The organism is Mesorhizobium sp. M1142 (assembly GCF_040318565.1).
Classification (GTDB): Bacteria; Pseudomonadota; Alphaproteobacteria; order Rhizobiales; family Rhizobiaceae; genus Mesorhizobium.
Genome location: NZ_JAMYMK010000009.1, coordinates 184,910 through 210,458, shown reverse-complemented (window position 1 = coordinate 210,458; position 25,549 = coordinate 184,910). Strand labels below are relative to the sequence as shown.

Genomic DNA, 25,549 nt, shown 5'->3' with positions numbered 1-25,549 from the left:
GCGGCATAATGGACCGCCCGCCGTCCGGCCATTGCGGAGGCGGCGACCACTAGGGCGAGGGAAGCGACATGCCCTGGGGGCAGCCGGCGGGATCGCCAGCCTCTTGATCGCGTTCCGGTTGGCGCAAGCGGTTTTCGTTGCCGGTGCTTACCGGGACGGAACCGAAACGCTAAATCCCGCATCATGGACCGGGCGGAACAAAGCAGCGGCGAAATAGGGCAATGGGCGGCGATCACCGGCGTGATCGCCACCGTCTCGGTGTTCGCCATCGCGCAAGGGCTGAGCTATCCGCTGTTGAGCTTCATCCTGCAGCGCCAGGGCGTCTCGCCGGCCATAATCGGCCTGTCGGCGGCAATGACGCCGATCGGCTTCATCGTCTCGTCGCCGCTGGTTCCGGCGCTGGCGCGGCGTTTCGGGGCAGGGCGCACCGCGCTTACTTGCGCGGCACTTTCCGCGCTGGTGCTGGCGCTGATCGGCTGGACCCAAAATGTCTATCTGTGGTTTCCGCTGCGTTTTTTGATCGGCGCCGTCACCAACCCGCTCTACGTGCTGAGCGAAGTCTGGGTGATCGCACTGGCCCCGCCGGCACGCCGCGGCCGCGTCATGGGCATCTATTCGACCATCATTTCGGCGGGCTTTGCGGCGGGGCCGCTGTGCCTGCTTGCGGTCGGCACCGTGGGATGGCCGCCGTTTCTGGTCGGCATCGGCGCATTCCTGTTTTGCGGCGCCTGCCTCGCCTCGGTGCTGGCACGGCTGCCCAAGGTCGACGAGAGTGGGCACCGGGTTTCGGTGCTGGGGTTCGTGCCGCAGGCGTGGCTGCTGTTATCGGCGGTGATCGTGGCCGCCGGTTTCGAACAGGCGGTGCTCGCCTTGCTGCCGGTCTACGGAACACATTATGGCATTGCGGAAGCGCGCATGTCGGCGCTGCTGTCAGTGATGATCGCCGGCAATATCGCTATGCAGGTGCCGCTCGGCCTGTTGGCGGAACGACTGACGGCGCGGCTGGTGCGGTTCATCTGTGTTTCGATGACGGTGCTGGGATGCGCGCTGCTGCCGGTTCTCATCGAGACGCCGCTGATCTGGCCGTGCGTCTTCGTCTGGGGTGCGGTTTCGTACGGTATCTACACCATGTCGATCATCGAGCTCGGTGAGCGGTTCACCGGCTCGGCACTGGTCGCCGGCAATGCCGCCTTCTCTTTGATGTGGGGCATCGGCGGCATAGCCGTGCCGCCGCTGGCGGGCAGCGCCATGGATGTTGTTGGCGCCGGCGGCCTGCCAATGACGCTCGGTGCCATTTGCCTGGCGCTGGCAGTTGTAACGGTCATTCGAAGACGGATGGCGTGAATGCCAGAAAGCCGCCGTTTCTGACGAACGACTTGAATATAAGCGGCCCCATGTCGATCTTGGCTATGCCGCCGCCCGACTCAACCGGAGACCTCATGACCAAATCGAATACCAAGGGCCAGCCGGGTTCGGCGGCCGAAGACCCGTTTCTCTGGCTGGAGGACAGGAGGGGCAAGCAAGCGCTCGACTGGGTGCATCGCCAAAATGCGATCACGGTCGGGGAGCTGCAGGGTGATCCGTCCTATCAGACGTCGTTCGAGACGGCGCTCGACCTGATGACGGCCGAGGATAACATCGCCGTCGGGACCGCTATCAACGGCCATGTCTATAATTTCTGGCAGGACCGGACGAACGTACTCGGCCTCTGGCGGCGCACCACGGTCGCATCCTACAAGACCGACAAGCCGGAATGGCAGACGATCATCGACTTCGACAGCCTGGCGGCGAAAGAGGGAGTGAAATGGGTGTTCAGCGGCGCCAGCCGACTTTATCCTGACTTCAGCCGCTGCCTGCTCAGCCTGTCGCCGGATGGCGGCGATGCCAGCGAGATGCGCGAATTCGATATCGAAAGCAGGTCCTTCGTCGATGGCGGCTTTCGTGCTCCTGCTTCGAAGTCGAGCTTTAGCTGGCTGGACGAGGACACGGTTATCGTTTCCGCCGCCTTCGAGGAGGACGACAAGACCCAGTCCGGTTATCCGCGCGTGGTCAAGCTTTGGCGGCGCGGCACGCCACTGGAAGCGGCGATGCCGATCTTCGAGGCGCTGAAGCAGGATCTTGCCGCCGGCGGGTCCGTCGAATTCGACGGCAACAAGCGTCATGTCTTCCTCGCCCGGACCATCGACTTCTTCGCCTCGCACAGTTTCCTGCGGCTGCCATCGGGCGAAAACAGGCGCATCCCGCTGCCGGACGACGTCACCGATACAGCACTGTTCAAGGGCCAGTTTGTCTTCGGCGTGCGTACGCCATGGACGGCGCCGGACGGCACGCTGTGCAAGCCCGACGGGCTCTATTCACTCGATTTCGAGCGCTGGATCGAAACCGGGCTATTCGGATCCCTCGATACCGTGCTCGAGCCGGCGCACCGTGTCTCGATCGCCGGTATTGCCCGCACGCAGGACCGGCTGTTTATCAATTTGATGGACAATGTGCGCGGCAAGGTCGTCGCCGGCAAGCGCAGCGACAGCGGCTGGGAGTTCAAGCTCGTGCCTTTGCCCGAAAACGGCAATGTCGGCATCAGCCATGCCGAGCATTTCGGTTCCAGCGTCTCCTTCTCCTTCACCGATTTCCTGACGCCGAGCTCGATCATCTGGTCGGACGACAACGCCGCGGGGCTGGCAACGGTGAAGTCGCAGCCGGCGCGTTTCGATGCGTCGTCGCTGGTCTCCGAACAGTTCGAAGCGCGCTCGAAGGATGGCACGACGATCCCGTACTTCGTCGTCAGGAGGCGCGACTTGCATGGACCCGTGCCGACATTGCTTTACGGATATGGCGGCTTCGAAGTGCCGCTGCTGCCCGGCTATGCCGGCGTGCGCGGCAGGCTGTGGCTGGAGAAGGGCAATGCCTATGTGCAGGCCAACATCCGCGGCGGCGGCGAGTTCGGGCCGAACTGGCATCAGGCGGCGCTCAAGGCCAATCGCCAGAATGCCTTCGACGATTTCGCCGCGGTGGCGCAAGATCTGGTCAAACGCGGCATCGCTACGCCCGCCACGCTGGGCATCCAGGGCGGATCGAATGGTGGCTTGCTGACCGGCGTCTCGCTGACCCAGCACCCGGAATTGTTCGGTGCCGTGATCATCGAGGTGCCGCTGCTCGATATGCTGCGCTACACCGAACTGCCGCCCGGCGCGTCATGGATGGCCGAGTATGGCGATCCGGCGAAGCCGGAAGAGGCAGCCTGGCTCGCCGCCTATTCGCCCTACCAGCATGTAGACACGGACGCAGCCTATCCGCCGGTGTTGCTGACGACCTCGACCGCCGACGATCGCGTCCATCCCGGGCATGCGCGCAAAATGGCGGCACGGCTGCAGGCGGCCGGCCACGGCAAGACGCTATTCTTCGAGGAGACCGAGGGCGGCCATGGCGGACGCGGCGATCGGCGGCCGCAAGCAGTCCAGGCGGCGATGAAATATGTCTTCCTGCAGCGGGCCCTGACTGGCACCAATTGACTGGCACCAATTGACCGGCGTCGCTTGAGCGGCACGGCTTGAACTGAGGGCTCGAGGCAGCCTAAGGTACAAGCATGGCTCGGCTGGCGAAATCGGGTTGCGCATTTGGGGTCGCGGTGACGCCGTCGCCGCGCACGCTTCGCGCCGAGCTGTTGCGGCTGTGCGCCCGCATCGGCTATTCGCCGCCCGCTGTCCTCTGACGAATCCGCCCCGGCGCAAAAGCTGCCGGATTGGTTCAAGAGGAAAGATCAGACATGACCTACCAGAATTATTCGCTGAAGCAGCTTCAGCAGATCGATGCCGCGCATCACCTTCATCCGTTCACCGACCACAAAGAGATGCGCGAGACCGGCTCGCGGATCATCACTCGCGCCAACGGGCCGTTCATCTACGATTCCGAAGGGACGGAAATCCTCGACGGCATGGCAGGGCTGTGGTGCGTCAATGTCGGCTATGGCCGCGACGAGCTGGCCGACGCCGCCTACGCCCAGATGAAGGAATTGCCCTACTACAACTCCTTCTTCAAATGCTCGACGCCGACGCCGGTTCTGCTGTCGAAAAAGCTGGCGGAGATCGCGCCAAGGCATATCAACCAGGTGTTCTACGGCTCGTCGGGTTCGGAGGCCAACGACACGGCGCTGCGCCTGGTCCGTCACTATTGGGTGCTGGAAGGCAAACCGGAGAAGAACCGCATCATCTCGCGCAAGATGGGCTATCACGGCTCGACCATCGCCGGCGCCTCGCTCGGCGGCATGGATTTGATGCACAAGCAGCTCGGTGGTGCCGTGCCCAACATCGTCCATGTAATGATGCCCTATGCCTATGAGCTCGCACTGCCCGGCGAAAGCGACCATGATTTCGGCCTGCGCGCGGCAAAAGCGGTCGAGGACGCGATCCTCGAAGCTGGCGCCGACAAGGTGGCCGCCTTCATCGGCGAACCGGTGATGGGGGCAGGCGGGGTGAAGATCCCGCCGATGAGCTATTGGCCGGAAGTGCAGCGCATCTGCCGCAAATACGACGTCCTGCTGATGCTGGACGAGGTCATCACCGGCTACGGCCGCACCGGCGAGTGGTTCGCGGCACAAGCCTTCGATGTCGAGCCCGACACCATCACCACGGCCAAGGCGCTGACCTCTGGCTATCAGCCGCTGTCGGCGCTCCTGGTCGGCGACCGCATCGCGGCGACGCTGGTCGAAAAGGGCGGCGAATTCTATCACGGCTACACCTATGCCGGGCACCCGGTGGCCTGCGCGGTGGCGCTGAAGAACCTCGAGATCATCGAGCGCGAGGGGCTGGTCGAGCGCGTCAGGAACGACACCGGGCCTTACTTCGCCAGAGCTTTGCAGGAACGTCTCGGCGGGCACGATCTGGTCGGCGAGGTGCGCTCGTTCGGGCTGATGGGAGCGATCGAGATCGTCAAGGACAAGGCAACCAAGGAGCGCTTCCTGCCGGCCGGCAACGCGGCGGTGACCGTTCGCGACCACGCAATTGCCCAGGGCATGATGCTACGCGCCACCGGCGACACGATGATCCTGTCGCCGCCGCTGATCTGGACGCGCGAGACGATCGACATGGCTTGCGATCGTATCGCAAAGGCGCTCGATCTGGCCGAAGCAGATCTGCGCAAGCGGTGAACGACCGCCGGGCGCTCCATGTCGGGCGCCCGGCGATCGACCGAGCGCTTGCCAAGCGAGGAAGCGAAACGCAAAAACCGCGCTCCATCGGGAACGCGGCTTTGCCAGATACGCATGGCGCTTCGCCAACAATACACTTGCGAAACTAACGGCGAAACTTGCGGGCTCCGGTACGCGAGACCTGATCCGGAGCGCCGGGCGGATGTCCGCCTCGCAATCCGTTTTAAACGCATATCGTTACTGCAGGGTTAGCAAGAGCTTAAGCAAACCTAAATTTGCCGACTTTCCGCTTTGGGCAGATCGAAAACCTGTGAACTTGGAGCTTACGCCGGGTTACCACGGAGGAAATTAATGATGCCGGAAAAATCGGCACCGGCATTCCCTTGTGCGTTGAACAGCGCATAGAGCTGAGCTGCCTCGGCGCCGAGCGGCGTTGCTGCACCGATGCTCTGTGCGGCCTCCTGCGACAGTTTCAGGTCCTTCAGCATCAGTGCCGCCGCGAAGCCAGGCTTATAGCCATTGTTGGCGGGCGATGTCGGCACCGGGCCGGGCACCGGGCAATAGGTGGTCAGCGACCAGCACTGGCCGGACGAGGTCGAGGCGACGTCGAACAGCGCCTGGTGCGACAGGCCGAGCTTTTCCGCCAGCACGAAGGCCTCGGCAACACCGATCATCGAAATGCCCAAAATCATGTTATTGCAGATCTTCGCCGCCTGTCCGGCGCCGTCGTCGCCGCAATGAACGATGCGGCCGGCCATCGGCTTGAGGATTGGTTCGGCCTTGGCGAAGGCATCCTTCGAACCGCCGGCCATGAAGGTCAGCGTGCCGGCCGCGGCACCGCCCGTGCCGCCGGAGACCGGCGCGTCGATCGACAGCAACCCGTGCTTGGCGGCGATGGCATGGGCCTTTCGAGCCGACTCGACATCGATGGTCGAGGAATCGATGAACAGCGCGCCTTTTTTTGCCTTGGACACTATGTCTGCGTAAACCGTCAGAACATGCTTACCGGCTGGCAGCATGGTGATGACCGCATCGGCGTCTTTCACCGCTGCAACGGCGTTGGCCATGATGACGGCGCCGTGTTCCCTGGCGATGACGAGGTTCTCCGGCACCAGGTCGAACCCGTGCACGGCATACCCGGCCTTGACCAGGTTGGCGGCCATCGGATTGCCCATATTGCCGAGGCCGATGAAGGCGATGGTGGTCATATTGGCGCTCCCGTGGTGTGGGTAGGCAGTAGGCAGTAGGCGGTAGGCAGTAAGCGACCTATTCGGGCGCAAGTTTGTTAATAAGCTGGCGAAGCATTTTCCCAATGCCCTCGGTCGCTAAAAGCACGTGATAAGCTTGATCATGCGTAGCAAGGCCAATGCGTTCAGCGATCTGGAGGTGTGTCTCGAACTCCTTCAGCGATCCCTGGGCAATCCTGAGAAATTGCTGATAGGAGCCTCTGTTGTCTCGGCCGTAACCTTCCGCGATGTTTGCAGGAATAGAGGTTGCTGAGCGGCGGATCTGGCTGGTCAACCCATACAATTCCTCTTTTGGCCATGCCTTGGTCAGGGAGTAGGTGGTGACGGCCAGATCCATCGCTTGCTGCCATACGATAAGATCCTTGTACGAATTGATCTTGCCGGTCATCTTTCTGCCTACTGCCTACTGCCTACTGCCTACTGCCTACTGCCTACTGCCTACTGCCTTACCGCCCGATCAGGGCGCGAGCGATGATGACGCGCATGATCTCGTTGGTGCCTTCGAGGATCTGGTGGACACGCAGGTCGCGCACCAGCTTCTCGATGCCGTAATCGTGCAGATAACCATAGCCGCCGTGCAGCTGCAGGGCGTCGTTGGCGACATTGAAGCCGGTGTCGGTGACGAAGCGCTTCGCCATCGCCGACCATTTTGAGGCATCCGGCGTGTTGCGGTCGAGCTTCGAAGCGGCGGTGTAGAGGAAGACGCGCGCTGCCTGCAATTCGGTTTCCATGTCTGCAAGCTTGAACTGCAGCGCCTGGAACTGGTTGATCTTCGAGCCGAAAGCCTTGCGCTCGGCCGTGTAAGCGAGCGCCTTGTCGAGTGCCGATTGCGCGCCGCCGAGTGAGCAGGCGGCGATGTTCAACCGGCCGCCGTCGAGCCCGGCCATGGCGATGCCGAAGCCGGCGCCTTCTGCAGACAGAAGGTTTTCCGCCGGCACCTTGCAGTCCTCGAAGACGACCTGGCGCGTCGACTGCATGTGCCAGCCCATCTTGTGCTCGTTGGCGCCGAAAGAAAGGCCCGGCGCATCGTTCGGCACGACGAAGGTGGAAATGCCTTTCGGCCCGTCGGCGCCGGTGCGCGCCATGACGACATAGAGGTCGCTGTCGCCGGCACCGGAGATAAACTGCTTGGCGCCGTTCAGCACATAGTCGCCGCCGCTCTTTGCCGCGCGCGTCTTCAGCGCCGCCGCATCCGAGCCCGAGCCGGGCTCGGTCAGGCAATAGCTTGCCAGCCATTCCATTGAGGTCAGCTTCGGCAGGAAGCGCCGGCGCTGTTCGTCGCTGCCGAAGCGGTCGATCATAGATGCCGCCATATTGTGGATAGAGATGAAGGCGGAAAACGCCGGATCGGCCCGCGAAAGCGCCTCGAAGATCAGCACGGCGTCGAGCCGGCCGAGCCCCGAGCCGCCGACATCCTCGCGGACATATATGCCTCCAAGGCCGAGCGGGCCCGTCTCGCGGATCACGTCGGCGGGGAAATACTTGTTGCGATCCCAGTCGAGTGCGTTCGGCGCCACACGGTCGGCGGCGAAGGCCTCGGCCATCTCCTGGATGGCGCGCTGGTCCTCGTTGAGTTCGAACTGGCTGGTGCCAGCATCGACAGCGGCGTCCATGGCGTGCTCCCTGACGTTTCCGGCCTGCTGGCCTGTCGTTTTTGGCTTTGCGCGCCGTTCAATCTAGACCAATGATGCCGCCGCGCAACCCGACCCGTCTGCGCAGCCGCTGTGCGCGAATGCGCTTTGGAGCAAAGTGTGACGACAAAATTCGACGAACTGCTTGGATGCTTCCATGCCTATCTCCCGACGTTCGATGCTGCGCTGGTGCGCGACGCCGTGGCCCGGATCGGCTGGGATATGCCAAGCCGGCCGCTCGAACCGCATGCACTGCCTTGTCTCGTCCAGCTCGACCGTATCGTCGAACTCGCTCCCGTTGCGGCCAAGCCGCTGGCGCGGCTGGTTGCGGCGCGTCGCGGCGATCTGCGCTGGGGCCAGACCTATGGGGAAGCGGATTTCGGCAAGGTTTTCATCGACAATTACGGCTGGCTTGAGGTGTTCGGTACGCGCGGCTATTTCGTCAATGAAGAGGTCGCGGCCGGCCTGCTGATCCTTGGACCCGACATCGTCTACCCCGACCACCACCATGTCGCGGAGGAGATCTACATCCCGCTGACCGGCGGCACCGAATGGCGCATGGGCGATGGCGGTTTTCGCCTTCGAGCGCCGGGCGAGGTGATCCACCATGCCTCTGGCGTCAGCCACGCCATGCGCACCGGCAAGGAGCCGCTGCTGGCGCTCTATCTCTGGCGCGGCGGGCCACTGGCAGCCAAGTCGACGATCACCGGAACTGTTGCGCAGGGCAGGGACTGATATGGCCAAGGCGATCATGCTGCAGGGCACGGGTTCGGATGTCGGCAAGACGGTGCTCGTTGCCGGTCTGTGCCGCGCGGCCAGGAACCGTGGGCTGAAAGTGCGGCCGTTCAAGCCGCAGAACATGTCGAACAACGCCGCTGTCGCCGATATTCCAGGCGTTTCAGGCGGCGGTGAGATCGGCCGCGCCCAATGGCTGCAGGCGATCGCCTGCGGCGTGCCGCCGACCATCCACATGAACCCGGTGCTCCTCAAGCCGCAGACCGATGTCGGCGCTCAAGTCGTGGTGCAGGGCAAGGTGTTCGGCGAGGCGCGGGCGCGCGACTATCAGGCGCTGAAGGGCCGGCTGATGGATGCGGTGCTGGACTCCTGGGCGACGGTCGGCGAGGGCGCGGACCTGGTCATTGTCGAGGGCGCGGGATCGCCGGCCGAGATCAACCTCAGGAGCCGCGACATTGCCAATATGGGCTTTGCGACGCGCGCCGGCGTGCCGGTGATCCTGGTCGGCGATATCGATCGCGGCGGCGTCATCGCCTCGGTCGCCGGCACCCACCTGATCCTGCCGGACGAGGACCGGCGCATGATCGTCGGCTATCTCATCAACAAGTTCCGCGGCGATGTCTCGCTGTTCGACGATGGCATCGAGGCGATCGAAAAATTCACCGGCTGGCGCTGCTTTGGCGTGGTGCCGTGGCTGAAGGCGGCGGCGCGGCTGCCGTCGGAAGACTCCGTCGTGCTCGAACGGCTGACGTCCGGCGAGAAGCGCGCGCTGAAGATCGCCGTGCCGGTGCTCTCGCGCATCGCCAATTTCGACGACCTCGACCCGCTCAAGGCCGAACCGCAGGTCGAGGTGGTGTTCGTGCCGCCTGGCCAGCGCCTGCCGCAGGATGCAGGGCTGGTGGTCATTCCCGGCTCGAAGTCGACGATCGGCGATCTCCTGAAATTCCGCGAGAACGGCTGGGACCGCGACCTTGCCGCGCACAGGAAACGCGGTGGCCATATCGTCGGCATCTGCGGCGGCTTCCAGATGCTCGGCCATGTCGTGCGCGATCCCGATGGTATCGAGGGCAGCGTTACCGAGGCGCAAGGCCTCGGGCTGCTCGACGTCGAAACGGTGATGGAGCCGGAAAAGACGGTGCGCAACGTCAGCGCGCGCTCGGTGCAATTCGATCTGCCGCTCGAGGCCTACGAGATCCATCTCGGCCGCACCACCGGTCCGGACACGCTGCGGCCGTCCGCCGTTATCAACGGCGTCGATGACGGCGCTATCTCGGCCGACGGCAAGGTGCTGGGCACCTATATGCACGGGCTGTTTTCCGCCGATGCCTTCCGGGCGAAATTCCTCGAAAGCCTCGGCGTCAAGGGCGGCGGCATCGACTACGGCGCCGAGGTCGAACGGGCACTGGACGAGATCGCCGCCGAGCTGGAAACCCACCTCGACTGCGACGCGATTTTTGGGCTGGCGCGTTAGCTGGCGGGCTCGTCAGCCTTCGGCCAGTAGGTGCCGAACGACCAGAGATTGCCTTCCGGATCGCGGCAGATGAATTCACGGCTGCCATAGTCGCGGTCGGTGAGTTCTTCCAGAATCTCGGCGCCGGCGGTCTTTGCCCGCGCGTATGCCGCATCTGCGTCAGCGACCGCAACGTAGATCGACTTGCCGCCGCCCGAACCGGGCGCGCCGACCATCTTGCCATAGGCATCGTCGCGCGCCGTGCCGAGCATGATGATCGAGGAGCCGAAAGCGAGTTCGGCATGGTGCACCACGTCGCCTTCGCCATAGCGGGCGCGAACGCTAAAGCCGAAGGCCTCGCACAGCCAATCGATCATCCTGCCGGCATTCCTGTAGCGCAGCGCCGGGTAAAGCCGCGGTGGTTCGGTGATGTTCGGCATGACTGATCTCCTTCAGCGGGTTGGTCGATCAACCCAGTCTGGGCGAAGGCTGGTTGCGCGTCTTGAAGAAATGTTACCTCGCGGCGACAGTGGTCGGCGTGACGCCTGCGAGGTCGCGGAACTCGCGCACCAGATGCGCCTGGTCGGCATAGCCGCAGTCGGCGGCGATGTCGGCCCAATCACTGTTGGTCTGTCTCGACAGGCCAAGCGCATGGTTGAAACGGACGATGCGCGACAGCGTTTTTGGGCCGGTACCGACTGCGTCCGAAAATTTTCCGGTAAGATGCTTGCGACTCCAGCCAAGCTTTTCGGCCAGCGTCGAGATGCGGGTCCGCCCACGCGTCGAGATGATCGTCTCATAGGCCCAGACCATTTCGGCCTGAGTGCGGTCTGCGCTTACCAACCGATCGCCGACGAAGGCCTCGGCGATGGCAAAGCGTGAGCTCCAATCCGGCGCATTGCCAAGCCTTTCGCGAAGCGCGATGCCTTCGACGCCGAGCACGTCATCCAGGCCGACCATGCGGTCGGTCAGTTCGCTCATCGGGCGGCCGAAGAAGCGACGAGCGCCGAGCGGAGTGAAATTGATCTGCACACAGCAGGCGCCGCCGAAGGATTCGATCACCACCGGCCCGGCATAAAGGCCGGCGGCAAAACTGGCGAAGCGGTCATTGTCGCTGGGGTTCCTGCCGAGCCCGATGGCAAAGGGTTCGGCAAAGCTGATGACCAGCGGCACGGTCAGCGAGGCATATTCGATCGCGCGGAAATGGCTTGGCATGGTTTCGCGAAAGCCGCACATGTCAGTGACGGCGCCCTGAAGCCGATGGCTCGGCGCGCGCCGCACCATCTCGAACTGATCGAGCTCCGGGCTGTCGTGGCGGCCGCCGTCTTCGCTGGTGGGCATTGTGCTTTCCCTGGTCCAGGAATTCTAACAGACCATCCTGCAGAATCAAAAGCGCCCGGCTTTTGGCCGGGCGCTCCGAGTTGCCTGAGATTCCGAATTGTCTGGACGTGTTTAAGCGCCGCGCATCAGACAGCCGGCGGCCAGCACGATGTAGGCGATGACGACAATCCACACAGAAGCCAAAGGGATAAACGCAAGAACGCCAAGCGCGGCGAGAACGCCGATGATGGCGATGACAAGGGATATGATAAAAATAAGCTGGGTAGGTGCACTGAGATTCATGTCCGTCCCTCCTCAACATGATTCGTACAGCGGCATAGTATCAGTCGCACGGTCACACACCAATGAGCGCAGCGGCTTGCCGGATTGGCCGGCAGCTTTCCAGCGAGAAAACATGCGGCTCCAGCACGCGCACCCCCGTTTGCGCCAGGCCGATTCCGCGCTACCTTCCGAACGAATCGGAAGGGGCTGATGGCGATGGGATTGCTGGACCAGATACGCTCGATTTTCGACGGCGACCCCGGCGTGCGCAAGGTGGCGGACGATCCGGTGCTGTCGGCGGAGCTACTGATGCTGTTCCGCATGATCCTGGCCGATGGTTCGGTCAGCGAAAGCGAAATGACCGCCTTCAGGCGTATCTGCCGGGACGCCTTCGGCATTCCCGAAACCAGCGTCGACAGCGTCATCGAATACCTCAACGAATTCGGCTACGAGACCAACGGCTCGCAGGCCATCGCGCAGTTCCGCGACCTCGATGTCGAACGGCGCAAGCTGCTCGCCCGCCATATGGCCGAGATCGCCAAGGCCGATTCGCAACTTGCCGGGAGCGAGATGCAGCTGTTGCGCCGCACCCTCGACCTGCTTGAAATCAGCCCTGCCGATGTGGTGAAGCCGCAAGGCTAACGGTCGCAGCTCACCCCTGTTCCTGCAGCCGTTTCGCGATCGCCCGATGCAAATCGGGAGCGGCGGCGACCAACGCCTTGGCGGCTGCGGATTGCGGGTGGTCGAGCACTTCGCTCGTCCTGCCGCGCTCGACGATCTTGCCGTCATGCATCACCATCACTTCGTCGGTGATGGCGCGGGCGACGGTCAGATCATGGGTGATGAACAGATAGGCGATGCCGAGCTTCTGGTTGAGCTCGGCGAAGAGGTCGAGGATCTGGGCGCGGATCGAGACATCGAGTGCCGAGACCGGCTCGTCGGCGACGACCAGCTTCGGCCGCGTGATGATGGCGCGGGCGATCGACAGGCGCTGACGCTGGCCACCCGAAAACTCATGCGGATACTTGTCCATGTCGCCTGGTGAGAGGCCGACCTCGTGCAGCGCATGCGCCACCATCTCGCGCCGTGCGGCGGGCGCCGGCTTCTTCTCCAGCACATGCAGGGGCTCTGCCACCAATCTTTCGACCTTCTGGCGTGGGTCGAAGGAGCCATACGGGTCCTGGAATACGACCTGCATGTCGCGCCGCGCCGGCTTGAGCTCCGCCTCGCTCTTGCCGGTGAGGGTGTCGCCGCGGAAGCGGATCGTACCGGTCGTCGGCTTGTCCAGTGCCAGGATCATGCGGGCAAGCGTCGACTTGCCACAGCCGGAACGCCCGACCAGTGCCACCGACCGGCCGGGCGCCATCGCGAAGGAGACATCGTCGACGGCGCGGATTGGAGCCGCGCGTTTCAACAGGGATGTGCGCCGTCCCGGATAATCCCGCGTTACGTTCTCTACCTGAAGCAGCGGTTTGGCCGATCCGCTGTCATGTGTGCGGGCCCGCGCCGGCACATGCATCGAGGCCTGCGCCAGCTGTCGCGTGTAGGGATGAAGTTGTTCCGACAGCGTGCGCGCGGTATCGCCGGCCTCCATCACCTCGCCATGGCGCAGGATGGTGATGCGGTCCGCCATCTCGGTCACCACTGCGAGGTCATGCGAGATCAGCAGCAGGCCCATGCGGTTTTCCGCTACGAGATCTCGCAGCAGGTCGAGGATCTGCGCCTGCAGCACCACGTCGAGCGCGGTCGTCGGCTCGTCGGCAATCAGCAGCTTGGGCTTCAGCGCACAGGCGATGGCGATGACGACGCGCTGGCGCTGGCCGCCGGAGAGTTCGTGCGGATAACGCGAGAGCGGGAATTGTGCTGCCGGCAGGCCGACCCGGTCCAGCATTTTTCGCGCCCGTTCCTCGGCGTCGGCGCGGCTCGCCCTGGTGTGCCAGCGAATACCCTCGGCGACCTGCTCGCCGATCGTTTTGACCGGATTGAGCGCCGTCATTGGCTCCTGGAACACCATGCCGATGTCGTCGCCGCGCAGCGCGCACATCTGGTCCTCGCTGGCGGCAAGGATGTCGACGCCGTCGAAGTTGATGCGTCCGCTGGCGCGCGCCGCCCAGGGCAGAAGCTGCATCACCGTGAGCGCTGTCATCGACTTGCCGGAGCCGGATTCGCCAACCAGCCCCATCACTTCGCCCGGCGCGACGGAAAGTTCGATGTCTCTGAGGATACGGGTGCTGCCGATGGTCAGCGACAGCTTCTCGATTTCGAGCAGGCTCATCGCTGCCGCCGCGATTTCGGATCGAGAATGTCGGCAATGCCGTCGCCAAGCAGGTTCAGGCCAAGCACGGTGACGACGATCGCCATGCCTGGAAAGATCGCCATCCAAGGCGCCACCACCATGCGGGTCTGGGCATCGAACAGCATGCGGCCCCAGCTCGGCATTGGCGGCTGGGTGCCCAGCCCGACATAGGAAAGCCCGGCTTCGGCCAGTATGCCCATCGCGAACTGGATGGTGCCTTGCACCAGCAGCAGCGTGGCGATGTTGGGCAGCACATGTTCGATGCTGATCAGCGTCCTGCTCTTGCCGGCGGCGCGGGCGGCGAGGATGAATTCGCGCGGCCAGATCGCCAAGGCGCCGGCCCGGGCGACGCGCGCGAACACCGGGATGTTGAAGATGCCAATGGCAATGATGGCGTTGAACGCGCCCGGCCCGAAGATGGCGGTGATCATAATTGCCGAAAGCAGCGCCGGAAAGGCGAAGACCAAATCGTTCAACCGCATCAGCACGTCGTCGGCGAAGCCGCCGCGCGCCGCGGCAAAGGCGCCGAGCGGTACGCCGACGCCCATGCCGATGCCGACCGCCACCAGCGCCACGGCAATCGAGTTGCGGGCGCCAACCATGATCATCGACAGGATGTCGCGACCGAAATGGTCGGTGCCGAACCAGTGCGCCAGCGACGGCGCCTGGGTCTTGTCGGAAATGACCAGATTGGTGACATCGTAAGGCGTCCAGAAGAACGACAGGATCGCGACCGCCGCCACCAGTGCGGTGATGAAGAAGCCGGCGAGGAACGAACGGTTTCGAAACGCCTTGGCCAGGATGCCGGCAAGGTTCTCGTCGGGGATGTCGATGTGCAGCGTCATTGCCGGCCTCTCAGGCGCGGATCGACCACCGCATAGGAGAGATCGACAACGAAATTGACGATGATGACCGCGGCGACCAGCAACATGACGACGCTCTCAACCACGATCAGGTCACGCTGATTGATCGCCTGGAACACCAGCCGGCCGAGGCCGGGCAAGTAGAAGACGTTCTCGATGATGATGGTGCCGGCAAGCAGGAAAGCGAATTGCAGGCCTAGAATGGTGACCACCGGGATCATGGCGTTGCGCAGCGCATGCCGCCACAAGACAAGGCGATAGGGCAGGCCCTTGGCGCGGGCGGTTCGGATGTAGTCCTCGTTCAGCACTTCGATCAGCGCCGAGCGGGTGACCCGGGCGAGGATCGCCGCCTGTGGCAGAGCGAGGGCGACCGCCGGCAGAAGTAGCGATTTCAGTGCCGGCCAGACGCCGGCGCTCCAGCCGGGAAAGCCGCCGCCCGGCACCAGCCGCAGCCAGACGGCGAACAGATAAATCAGCATCAGCGCAAACCAGAAATTGGGCACGGCGACGCCAAGCTGGGCGGCACCCATCGCGATCGTGTCGCCGGCCCGGCCGCGCCGGCTGGCGGAAAACAGTCCGACCGGAATGGCAATGACGGTGGACAGCGCCAGCGCCATCAGTGCCAGCGGCAGCGAGACGACGAGGCGCTCACGGACCAGATCGATGACCGGCACCGAATAGGTGTAGGAACGGCCGAAATCGAGGCTCAGCAAGCCGCCGGCCCAATGCAGATAGCGCAGCACGACGGGAGCGTTGAGACCCATCTGGTTGCGCAGCAATTCGATCTGGTCGGCACTGGCGTTCAGGCCAAGCATCAGCCGCGCCGGGTCGCCGGGAATGATCTCCAGCACGGCAAAGACCACTATCGAGGCCAGAACCAGCGTGACGACGGCGATGGCGAGCCGCTTGAGGAGGTAGGCGGTCATGGACGTTGAGGAACCGCTGTGTTGGCGAACGCAAAAACCGGGCGAAGCTTGCGTTCCCGCCCACCCTCTGTGCCGGACATCTCCCCCTCAAGCGGGGAGATTGAGCCCTCTTCGCTAACCACTGGCGTTGCAAGGACAGAGCCAGCGTGGAAACGGCCAGTCTCCCCGCTTGAGGGGGAGATGTCCGGCACAGAGAGGGGTGTGACGGAGTGCAACTTTCGCCCCTTCTGTCAGCGCCTCAATCCGTCCACTTCACCTTGGTCAGGTCGTTGGCCTGGATCGGGGCGTTTTCCCACAGGCCCTGCAGTTTGGCGTCCCAGACGCCGACCTTCGGCAATTCGTACAGGAAGCCGACCACGGCGTCATCTGCCAGGACCTTCTGCGCCTCGCCGAGCAGCGTCGTGCGCTTGGCCTCATCGGAGGTAAGGTTCAGCTCCTCGATGATCTTGTCGAAGGCCGGATTGTCGTAATTGAAGTAATAGTCCTTACGCGAATAGATATCGATGTCGTTGGGCTCGGTATGGGAAACGATGGTCAGGTCGTAATCCTTCTTGGTGAAGACCTGGTCCAGCCATTGCGCCCATTCAACCGGTATGATCTCGAGATCGATGCCGATTTCGCGAAGCTCGGAGGCGATGATCTCGCCACCGAGCCGCGCGTAGGAGGGCGGCGGCAGCTTGAGCGTCGCCTTGAAGCCATTCTCCAAGCCGGCTTCCTTCAGCAATTCCTTGGCCTTGTCCACATTGTGAGGATAGAGGCCGGTGAGGTCGACATAGGCTTTGCTGGCGGGCGACATGTGCGAGCCGATCGGCACGCCGAGGCCGGCCGAGGCGCCGTCGATGATCGCCTTGCGATCGAGCGCAAAGGAAATCGCCTGCCTGACCTGCAGCTTGTCGAAGGGCGGCTTCTTGTTGTTGATCGACAGGATGGTTTCACCCTCGGTCGAGCCGATCACCACCTTGAAGCGTGGGTCGTCCTTGACCTGGGCGACGCTGTCGGGGTCGAAGAACGGAAAGGCCTGAACGTCGCCGGAAAGCAGCGCCGGAACGGCGGCGGCGGCATCCGGAATGATGCGGAACTCGGCCTTGTCGAGGAATACCGGGGCGCCCCAGTAATTGTCCGACTTGACCAGCGTGATCGATGAGCCCTTGGCCCAGTTCTGGAACTTGAATGGGCCGGTGCCAACAGGCTTTTCCTTGTTGGTGTCGGCTGTCTCAGGCGCCACGATAACCGCGTCGCCCCAGCCCATATTGTAGAGGAACGAGCCTTGCGGGTTCTTCAGCGTGACCTTCACCGTCGCGGGATCGACAACCTCGACCTTGTCGATGGCGGCAAACAGGCCCTTTTGCGCGTTGACGGAATTGTCGGCGCGGGCACGGTCGAGCGAGAATTTCACGTCGTCGGCGTTGCAGTCGGTGCCGTCATGGAATTTCACGCCGGTATGCAGCTTGAAAATGTAGACCTTGCCGTCGTCGGAAATGCTCCAGCTTTCCGCGAGATCGGGCAGCACTTCGCCGTTCGGGCCGATGCGGGTCAGGCCCTCGAAGACATTGGCATAGAGTACCTCGTCGATTGCCGCGGCGGCACCCGCGGTCGGGTCGAGATGCGGGGGTTCGAGCGTAATGCCGATGACCAGGTCGGTGCGCGCGGCCATCGCCGAGGTTCCGGCGGCCAACGCCAGCGCCGCGGCGGCCAGAATGGTTTTCCACAATTTCATCGTGCAACTCCCCATGTCTAAAACACGTGCTCAAACCCGGCCGGATAGAAGCGTGAATTCGCCGCCGAGTAAATTGCGTTTCGTCCCGTCGGCGGTCGCCGGGAGGAATGTTTTTTCGCCCAAGGCCGGATCATCGCGGGCCGGCGTCCCTCAGCAGAACGTCGAGGCCGATCGCCATCACCTTTGCCGAGTCCAGCATATCGGCAATGCCGACCCATTCATCGGGCCGGTGGGCGAGATCGAGGATGCCCGGGCCATAGGCGATGCAGTCATAGATGTGGCCGATACGGGCGATGTGCTTCTGGTCGTAAGTGCCGGGCGAAATCACGTAATCCGGTTCGCGGTCGAATATCTCCATGATGCCTTGCGCGACCGCCTTAACCACCGGCGCGTCGCGCTCGGTCATCAGCGGCAGCACCTCCATCAGATCGCGGATTTCGTAGTCGAACTTTTTGCGCTCGCGCTTCAGCCGTTCGAGGATATCGGTCACCTCGCTCTTGACCGTAGCGAGATCCTCTTCGAGCAGGAAGCGGCGGTCGATGGTCAGCCGGCAGGAATCGGGCACGTTGGGCGAGGGCAGGCCGGGCCGGAAATCCTCCGTCTGGCCGCCATGGACCGAGTTGATGTTCATGGTTGAGCGTTTTGCGCCTTCGGGCACGACCGGCATGCACGTCATCTTGCGGTCGAGCGCCGGAAACAATTCGTCCTCGAAGGCGCGCAGCACGGCGCCCATATGGCGCACCGCATTGTCGCCGAGGAACGGCATCGAGCCGTGCGCGATCTCGCCCCTGGTCTCGATCTCCGCCCACCAGACGCCGCGATGGCCAAGGCAGATGCGATCCTTGTTGAGCGGTTCGGGAATGATGACGTGGTCGACCTTCGGCCTGGAGAAATAGCCGAGCTTGGCCAGATGCGCGACGCCGCCAAAGCCGCCGGACTCCTCGTCGACCGTGCCTGAAATCTCGATGGCGCCGGGAAAATCGGGAAAGACCTCCATGAAGGCTTCAGCGGCGATGATCGAGGCGGCAAGCCCGCCTTTCATGTCGCAAGCGCCGCGGCCATAGACCTTGCCATCCCTGACGATGCCGGCGAATGGATCGAGACTCCAGCCGTCGCCGGGCTCGACGACGTCGATATGCGAATTGAAGTGCACGCAAGCACCCGGCGCCCGGCCATCGAAGCGGGCGACGACATTGACGCGCGGGTAATGGTCAGTGTCGCCAGGCGTGCCCTCGGCACGGATGAATTCCGTCTCAAAACCACGCTTCTTCAGCCGCGCGCCGATATATTCGGCACATGGCCGATAGGCTTCGCCGGGCGGATTGATGGTCGGAAAGCGGATCAGATCCGCAGCCAGTGCAACCAGATCATCGGCTCGGTCATCGATAGCCTTGAGGAGCCGTTCGTTCGGTTCGTTCATTCGGCGAATTGAGCAGCGGATGAGGGGGTTTTGCAAGCCCGATGGCGAATTGCCAGGCGATTGCGTGTCGTTACGGCAACTATTGCGGGAAATCGTTCAAATTCGCTGCTTGGGATTGGTGAAATCGTCAGGGAGTAAGTGTTAGCTCGCTGGCTTGCCATCAAAACGCTGGGGAACAGCGTGAGGGCAGGCAGGCAAGGGGCATCAAAGGGGTTTGATTGCATGAAAAACACTGTTCTCATGGCAGCGGCATTAGTAGCGATGCTGTTCGGTTCGTCGTTCGAGAGTCGTGCGGCCAGCCTGGTCGCGAACATCGATATTTCCTCACAGACGATGACGGTAAGATATGGGCTGTCGTATTACCGGTGGAGCGTTTCCACCGCCCGCAAAGGCTACATCACGCCACGCGGCAGCTATCGTCCACAGCGGACGGCCCGGATGTGGTATTCGCGCAAATACGACATGTCGCCGATGCCCTATTCGGTGTTCTTCCGCGGCGGCTATGCCATCCACGGCACCGGCGCGATCCGGCAATTGGGGCGCCCGGCATCGCATGGCTGTGTGCGCCTTCACCCCAGCAACGCGGCCGCATTCTATTCGATGGTGCGCAAAGCCGGCTTCGGCAATACGCGGATCCTCGTGACGAATTAGGGTCTGCTCCCCGGCCCGCAACAAAAAACCCGCCGGAGCGGCGGGTTCGTCGGAGCCAAATAGCACCATAACTAAATTTGTAGCATAGCTGCCGGCACAAAGCAAGAACAAAATACGTCAGTAGCGGAAAACGCTTGCTATGGTTTCCGCTCAAGCGGCTTTGTCGCGCATTGTCACCGGCCGACGCTTTTTGCGCTTGCTGATCTCCCAGCGCTTGTGGAACCACATCCACTGGCCGGGGTCTTCGCGCACCCAGCGCTCGACGACGTCGTTGAGAAGCTGGGTAGTGGCGGGGACGTCGACACTGCCGCCGGCGGTGCGCGGCAAGGTGAGCTTGTCCTCGATCTCGAGCCGGAAACGATTGTTCGGCAAGCGCACGCAGCGCGCCGGGTAGACATCGCAATCGTAGTGCCGCGCCAGGGTGCCGAGGACCCGGTTGCTCTCGCAGGGGCGGCCGAAGAATGTCGTCTCGAGCCCGCCGGTGAATTTCTGGTCGACTAGCACGCCGATATTGCCGCCCTTCTCCAGGACGGCCGCAAGCGCGAACGAGGCACCGGTCGAAGACGGCAGCAGCGATCCCATGCTCGAGCGGCGGGTCGAGAGGATGTAGTCGGCGAGGTAAGGGTTGTTGGGCGGGCGAAACAGCGCCGTGATATTCATGCCGAAAGTCGCCGCCGCCACCGGCAGCAGTTCGAAATTGCCGAGATGCCCGGTGAAGACGATATGCGGCTTGTCCTCGCCCGCGATGCGCACGAAATGCTCCACGCCCTTGACCTCGACGCGGCCTGGCTTCGTCGCAGTGGGATCGTAGTCGAACAAAGCATCGAGAAAAATGTATTCGGCGGCCAGGCGGGCCATGTTGCCCCACATGTCGGAAGCGATCGCTTCGATCTCGGCATCGCTTTTTTCCGGATAGGCCTGGCGCAGATTGTCGACCGCAACCTGATGGCGCGCCACCCAAGGGCCGATGCGGCGGGCGGCGCGGTCGGCAAAATTGAGCGCGCTGTCGGGCGGCAGCAGGCGCAGCGCGGAGATGATGATCATCGCGACCCGCGCGACCAGCCAGTAATTGAACTGGCGAAGCCGCCTGCCATAGCGGAATCCCAGGTCCCTGCGGATCTTCTTGAAGGCGTTGCCGATCATTCTCAGCCGACGCGCAGGATGATCTTGCCGAAGACGTCGCGGCCTTCCATGCGTTTCAGCGCCGCATCGATGCCGTCGAAGCCGACCTCGGTGTCGATCACCGGCGCGACCAGGCCCGCCGCCATCTTCTGCATGGCGTCGGCCATGTTTTCCATGCGGCAGCCGAACGAGCCTAGCAGCTTCAGCTGCTGCTGGAACAACTGCATCAAATTGATCTGCGTCGACACGCCCGAGGTCGAGCCGCAGGTGACCAGCCGACCGCCGCGTTTGAGGCACAGCATCGAGGCGGCAAAGGTGTCGGCGCCGACATGCTCGAACACCACGTCGACGCCCTTCTTCTTGGTCAGCTTGCGCACGACGCCTTCGAAGCGGTCGTCGCGGTAATTGATGACGTGGTCGGCGCCGAGCGCCTTGGCCTTGTCGATCTTGTCGTTCGAGCCGACGGTGGTGATGACCGTGCAGCCCATCTTCTTGGCCAGCTGAATCGCGGCGGAGCCGATGCCGGAGCCGCCGGCATGGACCAGTATCGTCTCGCCGGACTGCAGCCGGGCATTGTCGAACAGCATGTGCTCGACCGTGCCGAAGGTGACAGGCGCCACCGCCGCGCCGATTTCGCTCACGCCGGGCGGAACTGGGACCAGAAGGCGCGCCGGCAGGTTGATCTTTTCCTGCGCAAAGCCGTCGAGATGGAAGCCGTGCACGCCCGAAACATGCTCGCAGAGATTGTCGCGGCCTTCGCGGCAGGCGCGGCAAAGCCCGCAGGTGCGGGCGCCATAGATCGAGACCAATTGCCCGGGCACAAGGCTGGAAACGCCGGGGCCGACCGCCTCGACCTCGCCCGAGGCCTCGGCGCCGACGACCAGCGGCAGCTTGCGCTTGGCAAAAGCCATGCCGCGCCAGCCCCAGACGTCGATGTGGTTCAGCGCCACGGCCTTGATGCGCAGCGTCACCTCGCCTAGCGCAGGTTGCGGCGGGGGCGGCAGGTCCACCGTTTCAAGGCGGCGGTCCTCGATAAGTTGCAATGCGCGCATGGTGCCTGTCGGTTCAGTCTGGCTGAAAAAGGTCGCTTAGACCGGTTCCCGCGCCATGACAAGGCAGGTGTTCTGGCCGCCGAAGCCGAAGGAGTTCGACAGGACCGTGCCGACCTCGGCGTTGCGCTTGGTGTTCGGCACCACGTCGAGGACGATCGCCGGGTCGGGATTGTCGTAGTTGATGGTCGGCGGAATGACGCTTTCGCGCATCGTCATCAGCGAAAATGCTGCCTCGACAGCACCGGCAGCCGATAGGGTATGGCCGATCATCGACTTGTTCGACGAGACCGGCATTGACGAGATCCGCTCGCCGAACACCGTCGACAGCGACAAATGCTCCATCTTGTCGTTTTCGGGCGTCGAGGTGCCATGGGCGTTGACATAATCGATCCCGTCCTCGCTCAAGCCGGCATCGGCAAGAGCGGCGCGCACCGCCGCGATCGCCGGCGAACCGTCCGGCTTAGAGCGGGTGCGATGGAAGTCGTCGGCCTTTTCGCCGCAGCCGCGCAATATGCCGAGAACGGTGGCGCCGCGGGCAAGTGCTGCCTCCAGCGATTCCAGCACAAGGGCGCCCGAGCCTTCGGCGAGCACGAAGCCGTCGCGATCCTTGGAGAAGGGTTTTGAGGCCTTTTCAGGGATGTCGTTATGGGTGGAGAGCGCCGATAGAAGCGAGAAGCGGATCAGCGCCTCGGCGGTCGCCGAGCCGTCGGCGCCGATCGACAGCGCCCTGTCGCATTCGCCGCGGCGGATCGCCTCGACGCCGAGCTGGATCGAGGTGGCGCCCGAAGCGCACGCGGTCGACAGCGTAATCGGCAGGCCGCGCGTGCCGAAACGGTCGGCAAGCCGGTCGGCAATCGAGCCGAACTGGGTGGTCTCGAAGATGTCGAGTTCTCTGAGGCCGCGCGCTACCCGCAGCAGCCTTTCGGCGCCGGAATCGTGCCTGTCTGAATTATTGGGCTTGTCGGAATTGTAGAGCGAAAAGCGCTCGCTCCAGTCGAGCTCGACCGGCGGCGAAGCGAGGAACAGCGGTCCGCCGAAATCGCCGGCATCGAGGCCCGCCTCCGACATCGCTTCCTGGGCGGCGGTTTCGGCAAGCTCATAGGTGAGGAGACTGGCGCCCTTGGAGCTCGACGGCAGGAAGTCGACCATGCCGGAGATGCGGGTGTTGAGATGATCGACCGGGAAGCGGGTGATCGGATGGATGCCGGATTTGCCCGATGTCAGCGCCGCCCAATTGTCGGCCTTGCCGACACCGAGCGACGTCACCACGCCGATGCCGGTGACCGCGACGATCGGCCTGCCCATATGGTCGTTCAGATTGGCCATTTGTTGTCCAAAAACCTGTTTCTCTTGGAGCGTCGCATCGCCCGAAAACCGCGTCACACTTTTCGGTCCGATGCTCTAGGCGGCTTTGATCAGCGCCATACCCTCGAATTGGTGATAGCCGATCGCCGTTGCAAGGACGGTCTTCGGGACACCGGCAAACGGTTTTTCGACTGTGGCGTCGAACACAGGGTAGGCGGCCTTGCGGTCGACAGCCAGTACCGCCAGCGCAACGGCAAAGGGGAACTGCGCTTCCTTCATGTGGCCGGTCAGCGTCGAAAAGCCGCGTGCGGCGATCGCCGGATTGGCGTCGAGCGCCGATTTCTCGGCGGCGGTCGCGGCATGGGCGCCCGAAGCGCCGGAGATCGCGAGCAGCTCGCCATTCGGCAATGCGGCCTGCTTCAGCAGCGCGGCGATCTCACCGTCGAGTTCGCCCCGCCGGCGCTTGGCACGGCCGGACAGGATCGGGCCGAGTTCCGCATAGATCTTCCGGCCACGGCTTTCCGCATGCTCGCGCTGCTCCAGAACGAGAAACGCGCCGCCGGATCCGGTCACCACGCCGCCGCCCTCGGCACCTTGCCTTTGCCAGACCGGCGTCCACGGACCGCGATGCAGGTAGCCGGCCAGTTCATAGCCGAGCAGCATGTCGGAGTGTTCGGTCTGGAAAGCGCCGCCGACCAGTATATGCGTCGACTGGCCGGAGCGGATGCGCGCGGCCGCCGTCTCGACAGCGGCAACGCCGGCACCTTCCTCGCCCATGAAGGTGCGCGATGATCCCGTCACCTTATGGACGATCGAGATGTTGCCGGCGAGCAGGTTGGAGAGCTGTGCCAGAAACAGCGTCGGGCGCAATTCCGTGGTAAGCTTCTCGTTGAGCAGCACGTCGCGGTCATTGCGGCTTTCCGATGCCGCGAGAATGGCCGCGTCGACCGCCTCGTCGCGCTCGCCGCCGCCGGCGGCCACCACCATGTCCATGGTCGCGCAGAGTTCGTCATTGCCCTTGATGCCGGCATCGTCGAGCGCAAGGCCGGCCGCATAGGTGCCGAGCCTCTGCCAGGTCTCCATCTGCCGCTGGTCGCCACGCTTGGCGATCTGCAGGTTCCAGTCGATCTCCGGCAGCGGGTGGACCGTATAGGGCGAGAAGCGCGAGGCCTCCAGAACCGGTTCAAGGCGCGGCTGGACGAGCTTTTGCCAATGCGCATCCGGACCCTCGCCCAGTGACGAGACAAGGCCGATGCCTGATATGACGACGTCGCGGGGGTTCATGGGCGGCTGTTGTGGGTGAGGGCGCGTCAAGCGCAGTGCTTAGATGGCGTTCTTGGCGGCGACGAGCGCGTCGATCTTGGCGCACAGGTTCTTCATGACGAAATAGTCGTCGGTCGAGGCCTTGCCGTCATTGACCTCCTGCGTCCACTTTTCCAATGGCACCTTGATGCCGAATTCCTTGTCAATGGCAAAGACGATGTCGAGGAAGTCGAGGCTGTCGATGCCGAGATCGTCGATGGTGTGGCTTTCGGGCGTGATCGTCTCGATGTCGATCTCGCTGGTGTCGGCGATGATCTTGGCGACTTTGTCGAACGTGGTGGACAAGGGCTTTTCCTTCGATTGCGGGCGGAATCTGTCCGCATGTGTTTTGGGCTGTCTAATCGGTTTTTCCGGGCAGGAAAAGGCCTGATACGCCGGGCGCAGATGGGATTGATGTTCTGGCAGAGCAAGATGAGATCGGAATCCAACCACGGCTTCTCGTGGCAGTGGCATTTCGGCAACACCTATCTCGCTCGACGCGAGGAGCGACCGGCCCGGTCAGAAGGTAACGCGGCCGAGCACGCGCAATCCGTCGCCTTGCGGCTCGACGACCACGGCTTCGCCTTCGCGCGGCGAGATGCCGGTCAATTCCTTGATGTCTTCGAGATGCGTGACCATGACCAGATTGTCGGAGCCGGAATAGCCGCGGATCTCTGCCAGGATCGCAGCGATCTGAGCGGCCTTCTCCTTTTCGTCGGTCTTCAGCAGGTCAAGCGGTGCGAACGGCTCCGGTTCGCTTTCGAAAGCTATGCGCGCGGTTTCGAGGCAGCGGCAATAGCGGCTGGACAGCACGCGCTCGACCGGTGCCGCGCGGGCGCCAAACAGCGCGCCGATCTTGCGCGCCTGTTGCTTGCCGCGCTCAGAGAGATTGACCTGGGTGGCGCATTTGCCGAGGTCGAAATTGGCCGCATCGGTGGTGCCGGTGACCATGGCATGGCGAAGCAGCACCACATGCCCGCCGTCGCGCAGCAGCGCCCAGCCGGCTTCCGTCGCATGGGCTGTGGCGGAAACGGCAAGCAACAGCAGCGCCAGCACAAATCGAAGCATCAGACATCCTTTTCGGGTG

24 protein-coding genes are annotated in these 25,549 nt (G+C 63.4%); 7 read left to right on the top strand and 17 right to left on the bottom strand.

Annotation, left to right across the window (positions count from 1 at the left end):
* Window positions 1-180: 180 nt before the first annotated feature.
* The 3 genes from NKH42_RS17245 (at window position 181) to NKH42_RS17235 (ending at window position 5,143) form a co-directional block, all read left to right on the top strand.
* The gene (locus NKH42_RS17245) at window positions 181-1,344 is read left to right on the top strand and encodes an MFS transporter (protein ID WP_502896054.1); all 1,164 of its coding nucleotides are present in this window, start codon (window positions 181-183) and stop codon (window positions 1,342-1,344) included.
* Between the two features lie 95 nt (window positions 1,345-1,439).
* Complete coding sequence (locus NKH42_RS17240; protein ID WP_352751347.1) at window positions 1,440-3,509, top strand: prolyl oligopeptidase family serine peptidase; 2,070 nt, start codon at window positions 1,440-1,442, stop codon at window positions 3,507-3,509.
* A gap of 254 nt (window positions 3,510-3,763) precedes the next feature.
* Complete coding sequence (locus tag NKH42_RS17235; RefSeq protein ID WP_352753450.1) at window positions 3,764-5,143, top strand: aspartate aminotransferase family protein; 1,380 nt, start codon at window positions 3,764-3,766, stop codon at window positions 5,141-5,143.
* 323 nt (window positions 5,144-5,466) lie between these two features.
* On the opposite strand, the gene mmsB is transcribed toward NKH42_RS17235, so the two are convergent.
* Genes mmsB through NKH42_RS17220 form a run of 3 tightly spaced genes read right to left on the bottom strand, consistent with a single transcriptional unit; the run spans window position 5,467 to window position 8,003 of the window.
* Window positions 5,467-6,351 (bottom strand): 3-hydroxyisobutyrate dehydrogenase, encoded by an 885-nt coding sequence (gene mmsB / locus NKH42_RS17230; protein ID WP_352505761.1) that lies wholly within the window; start codon window positions 6,349-6,351, stop codon window positions 5,467-5,469.
* 58 nt (window positions 6,352-6,409) lie between these two features.
* Entirely contained in the window at window positions 6,410-6,778 is a 369-nt protein-coding gene (locus tag NKH42_RS17225; protein WP_254818189.1) for a four helix bundle protein, read from the bottom strand.
* Window positions 6,779-6,836: 58 nt separating this feature from the next.
* Entirely contained in the window at window positions 6,837-8,003 is a 1,167-nt protein-coding gene (locus NKH42_RS17220; protein ID WP_352505762.1) for an isobutyryl-CoA dehydrogenase, read from the bottom strand.
* Between the two features lie 138 nt (window positions 8,004-8,141).
* Between NKH42_RS17220 and NKH42_RS17215 the strand changes: the two genes are divergently transcribed.
* Window positions 8,142-8,756, top strand: coding sequence for a dimethylsulfonioproprionate lyase family protein (locus tag NKH42_RS17215; RefSeq protein ID WP_352751344.1), 615 nt, complete (start codon window positions 8,142-8,144; stop codon window positions 8,754-8,756).
* Window position 8,757: 1 nt separating this feature from the next.
* Window positions 8,758-10,227 (top strand): cobyric acid synthase, encoded by a 1,470-nt coding sequence (locus NKH42_RS17210; protein ID WP_352505764.1) that lies wholly within the window; start codon window positions 8,758-8,760, stop codon window positions 10,225-10,227.
* Here NKH42_RS17210 and NKH42_RS17205 read toward each other — a convergent pair.
* From NKH42_RS17205 to NKH42_RS17195, 3 genes are all read right to left on the bottom strand, one after another.
* Entirely contained in the window at window positions 10,224-10,646 is a 423-nt protein-coding gene (locus tag NKH42_RS17205; RefSeq protein WP_352505765.1) for a VOC family protein, read from the bottom strand. The genes NKH42_RS17210 and NKH42_RS17205 overlap by 4 nt on opposite strands.
* A 73-nt stretch (window positions 10,647-10,719) precedes the next feature.
* The gene (locus tag NKH42_RS17200; RefSeq protein WP_352505766.1) at window positions 10,720-11,547 is read right to left on the bottom strand and encodes a helix-turn-helix domain-containing protein; all 828 of its coding nucleotides are present in this window, start codon (window positions 11,545-11,547) and stop codon (window positions 10,720-10,722) included.
* 111 nt (window positions 11,548-11,658) lie between these two features.
* Window positions 11,659-11,829 carry a hypothetical protein gene (locus NKH42_RS17195; protein WP_254818195.1) on the bottom strand — a complete coding sequence of 57 codons (171 nt, stop codon included), beginning with the start codon at window positions 11,827-11,829 and terminating at the stop codon, window positions 11,659-11,661.
* Window positions 11,830-12,018: 189 nt separating this feature from the next.
* On the opposite strand from NKH42_RS17195, the gene NKH42_RS17190 reads away from it, so the two are divergent.
* Complete coding sequence (locus NKH42_RS17190; protein ID WP_352505767.1) at window positions 12,019-12,450, top strand: tellurite resistance TerB family protein; 432 nt, start codon at window positions 12,019-12,021, stop codon at window positions 12,448-12,450.
* A 10-nt stretch (window positions 12,451-12,460) separates the two neighbouring features.
* Here NKH42_RS17190 and NKH42_RS17185 read toward each other — a convergent pair whose 3' ends face one another.
* The 5 genes from NKH42_RS17185 to NKH42_RS17165 all read right to left on the bottom strand — a co-directional run bounded on the left by NKH42_RS17185 (window position 12,461) and on the right by NKH42_RS17165 (window position 19,030).
* Window positions 12,461-14,083 (bottom strand): ABC transporter ATP-binding protein, encoded by a 1,623-nt coding sequence (locus tag NKH42_RS17185; RefSeq protein WP_352505768.1) that lies wholly within the window; start codon window positions 14,081-14,083, stop codon window positions 12,461-12,463.
* Complete coding sequence (locus tag NKH42_RS17180; protein WP_352505769.1) at window positions 14,080-14,949, bottom strand: ABC transporter permease; 870 nt, start codon at window positions 14,947-14,949, stop codon at window positions 14,080-14,082. Before NKH42_RS17180 ends, NKH42_RS17185 begins: the two co-directional genes overlap by 4 nt.
* Window positions 14,946-15,893, bottom strand: a complete 948-nt coding sequence (locus NKH42_RS17175) for an ABC transporter permease (protein ID WP_352505770.1) — start codon at window positions 15,891-15,893, stop codon at window positions 14,946-14,948. Before NKH42_RS17175 ends, NKH42_RS17180 begins: the two co-directional genes overlap by 4 nt.
* 238 nt (window positions 15,894-16,131) lie before the next feature.
* Window positions 16,132-17,610 (bottom strand): ABC transporter substrate-binding protein, encoded by a 1,479-nt coding sequence (locus NKH42_RS17170; protein WP_352505771.1) that lies wholly within the window; start codon window positions 17,608-17,610, stop codon window positions 16,132-16,134.
* Between the two features lie 130 nt (window positions 17,611-17,740).
* Complete coding sequence (locus NKH42_RS17165) at window positions 17,741-19,030, bottom strand: acetylornithine deacetylase/succinyl-diaminopimelate desuccinylase family protein (RefSeq protein ID WP_352505772.1); 1,290 nt, start codon at window positions 19,028-19,030, stop codon at window positions 17,741-17,743.
* A gap of 222 nt (window positions 19,031-19,252) precedes the next feature.
* On the opposite strand from NKH42_RS17165, the gene NKH42_RS17160 reads away from it, so the two are divergent.
* Entirely contained in the window at window positions 19,253-19,681 is a 429-nt protein-coding gene (locus NKH42_RS17160; protein ID WP_254818202.1) for a L,D-transpeptidase, read from the top strand.
* Between the two features lie 150 nt (window positions 19,682-19,831).
* Here the strand turns inward: NKH42_RS17160 and NKH42_RS17155 are convergent, their stop codons facing one another.
* The 6 genes from NKH42_RS17155 to NKH42_RS17130 all read right to left on the bottom strand — a co-directional run bounded on the left by NKH42_RS17155 (window position 19,832) and on the right by NKH42_RS17130 (window position 25,530).
* Complete coding sequence (locus tag NKH42_RS17155; RefSeq protein ID WP_352505773.1) at window positions 19,832-20,824, bottom strand: lipid A biosynthesis lauroyl acyltransferase; 993 nt, start codon at window positions 20,822-20,824, stop codon at window positions 19,832-19,834.
* Window positions 20,825-20,826: 2 nt separating this feature from the next.
* The gene (locus NKH42_RS17150; protein ID WP_352505774.1) at window positions 20,827-21,855 is read right to left on the bottom strand and encodes a zinc-binding dehydrogenase; all 1,029 of its coding nucleotides are present in this window, start codon (window positions 21,853-21,855) and stop codon (window positions 20,827-20,829) included.
* A 36-nt stretch (window positions 21,856-21,891) separates the two neighbouring features.
* Window positions 21,892-23,181 (bottom strand): beta-ketoacyl-ACP synthase, encoded by a 1,290-nt coding sequence (locus tag NKH42_RS17145; RefSeq protein ID WP_352505775.1) that lies wholly within the window; start codon window positions 23,179-23,181, stop codon window positions 21,892-21,894.
* 75 nt (window positions 23,182-23,256) lie between these two features.
* Window positions 23,257-24,444: a beta-ketoacyl-ACP synthase gene (locus NKH42_RS17140; RefSeq protein ID WP_352505776.1), complete on the bottom strand. Its 1,188-nt coding sequence runs from the start codon at window positions 24,442-24,444 to the stop codon at window positions 23,257-23,259.
* Window positions 24,445-24,483: 39 nt separating this feature from the next.
* Window positions 24,484-24,768, bottom strand: a complete 285-nt coding sequence (locus NKH42_RS17135) for an acyl carrier protein (protein WP_023676462.1) — start codon at window positions 24,766-24,768, stop codon at window positions 24,484-24,486.
* A 213-nt stretch (window positions 24,769-24,981) separates the two neighbouring features.
* Window positions 24,982-25,530: a histidine phosphatase family protein gene (locus tag NKH42_RS17130; protein ID WP_352454578.1), complete on the bottom strand. Its 549-nt coding sequence runs from the start codon at window positions 25,528-25,530 to the stop codon at window positions 24,982-24,984.
* Window positions 25,531-25,549 lie beyond the last annotated feature (19 nt).